Source organism: Spirillospora sp. NPDC049652 (assembly GCF_040675125.1).
Classification (GTDB): domain Bacteria; phylum Actinomycetota; class Actinomycetes; order Streptosporangiales; family Streptosporangiaceae; genus Spirillospora.
On the sequence record NZ_JBFAOF010001152.1, the window covers coordinates 1 to 2,011 of the forward strand.

At 73.3% G+C, this 2,011-nt stretch carries 3 protein-coding genes; all 3 read right to left on the minus strand.

Going from position 1 to position 2,011, the window contains the following annotated elements; all coding sequences use genetic code 11:
* Positions 1-499 (minus strand): GOLPH3/VPS74 family protein (locus tag AB0J52_RS37960; RefSeq protein WP_500187832.1); only part of this gene is annotated, 499 nt, incomplete at its 3' end.
* A gap of 33 nt (positions 500-532) precedes the next feature.
* Positions 533-835, minus strand: coding sequence for a type II toxin-antitoxin system antitoxin (locus tag AB0J52_RS37965; RefSeq protein ID WP_500187834.1), 303 nt, complete (start codon positions 833-835; stop codon positions 533-535).
* 3 nt (positions 836-838) lie between these two features.
* The gene (locus tag AB0J52_RS37970; RefSeq protein WP_500187835.1) at positions 839-1,744 is read right to left on the minus strand and encodes an SPFH domain-containing protein; all 906 of its coding nucleotides are present in this window, start codon (positions 1,742-1,744) and stop codon (positions 839-841) included.
* Between the last annotated feature and the right edge of the window lie 267 nt (positions 1,745-2,011).

Sequence of the window (2,011 nt, forward strand, 5' to 3'; positions counted from 1 at the left end):
CCGTGCGGACCTCGCCCGCCGCCGCCAGCGCGACCGCCGCCGCGTCCAGGCTGTTGACGTGCGCGACCGGACGGCCCCGCAGCGCCGAGGTCACCCCGCCCGCCAGCGCCTTCAGCACGCGCGGGTCGCGCAGCTCGATCGCCGTCGCGGGGAAGACCCCGAGGACGCGGCGCGGACGCACCCGGATCCAGCCGCCGCTCTCCAGCTCGTCCCGGACGGTCCGGACCATCCGCCGCGCGTCCTTGCGCACCCAGTACGGCCACGGTCGCGGGCGGGTGGCGCTGATCTGCGCGACCACCCCGTACGGATCCGGCCCGGGCGTCCCGGCGACCGGCTTGCCACGTTCCTCGCCGAGCCGCCCGTCCAGGAAGAGCTCGGTGAGCGCGGCGGCCCGCAGGACGTATCCCAGGCGCTCCCCGCGCAGGGTCAGGCGCTGCTTGCGCGTGTCGTAGGCCAGCAGGAACATCCGCTGGGGCAGTGTCTCGGGGATCGCGACCATCTGACTCGTCCTCTACTCTCCGGTGCTCCGGCTCTACTCTCCGCCCGGATCCCCCGCTGGGTCCCCGGCCCTTCCGGCGGTGCCCGCACCGCCGTCCTCGTCCTCGTCCTCGTCCTCGTTCTCGCTGTCGTTCTCGTCTCCGGCCTTGGCCGGGCGCCCGGGCCTGCGCATGCGGCCCGCGTCCTTCGGCATCCGGCCCGCGTCCGCGAGCGCGCGCCGGAGCAGGAACTCGATCTGGGCGTTGGTGCTGCGCAACTCGTCCCCGGCCCACCGCGCCAGCGCGTCGTGCACGGCGGGATCGAGCCGCAGCAGGATCTTCTTGCGCTCGGTGGCCACGGGTTACTGGTAGAGGGAGCCGGTGTTCACGATCGGCTGGGCGTCGCGGTCGGCGCAGAGCACGACCAGCAGGTTGCTGACCATCGCGGCCTTGCGCTCCTCGTCCAGCTCCACCACGTGCTCCTCGTCGAGCTTGGTCAGCGCCTGCTGCACCATGCCGACCGCGCCGTCCACGATCCGCTGCCGGGCCGCGACGACCGCGCCCGCCTGCTGGCGGCGCAGCATCGCCTGGGCGATCTCCGGCGCGTACGCCAGCCGCGTGATCCGGGACTCGACGATCCTCACCCCGGCGGACGCGACCCGCAGCGCGATCTCCTCGGACAGCTGCCCGGTGATCTCGTCGGCGTTCTCGCGCAGCGAGGTCCGGTCGGCGGCGTCGTAGGGGAAGGCGCCCGCGATGTGCCGGACGGCCGCCTCGGTCTGGAAAGCGACGAACTCCACGAAGTCGTCCACCTCGAAGACCGCGCGCGCGGTGTCCTCGACCTGCCAGACGACGACCGCCGAGATGTCGATCGGGTTGCCGTCCAGGTCGTTGACCTTCGCGATGCCCGTCTCGTGGTTGCGGATCCGGGTGGACACCCGGCGGCGCGCGGTGATCGGGTTCACCCAGCGCAGCCCGTCGGTGCGGACCGTCCCGCTGTAGCGGCCGAGCAGCTGGAGCACGCGGGCCTCGCCCGGCGCGACCGCCGTCAGCCCCGCCGCGACCGCCAGCCCCGCGAACAGGACCAGGACGCCGGCGACGCCGGCGACCACCGATCCCGTGCCCTTGGACACCACGCCCGCGACGAAGGCGGCGATCCCGCCGAGGATCAGCAGCAGGGCGAGCCCCGCCATCGGCCATCCGTTCGTGTCGCGGGCGGGCCGCTCGGCGACCTTCGGCCGGGGCATCTCCACCTGTGCTTGTTCCATCGCTCCTCCTTGGCTATGGCACCAACATAGCAAAGTGATATCACTTTTCCAACCGGTGGAGACGCCGACGGCCCGCCGGAGCGGGCCGTGAGGGGTCGGTCAAGCGCGGTCAGCGGGCGCTCTCGAACTCCGGCTCGGCTCCCGCGTCCTCCTCGATGACCTTCGGGACGGACCGGAGCGTCACCAGCGCGGCAGCCGCGACCAGGGCCGCGAACCCGGCGCTGACCAGCAGCGCGGCGTGCATGCCGTCGGTGTAGGCGGTCCGCG

What these genes read in the sequence shown, in the direction of transcription:
- AB0J52_RS37970 (WP_500187835.1), bottom strand. Translation starts at nt 1,744, where the DNA reads ATGGAACAAGCACAGGTGGAGATGCCCCGGCCGAAGGTCGCCGAGCGG.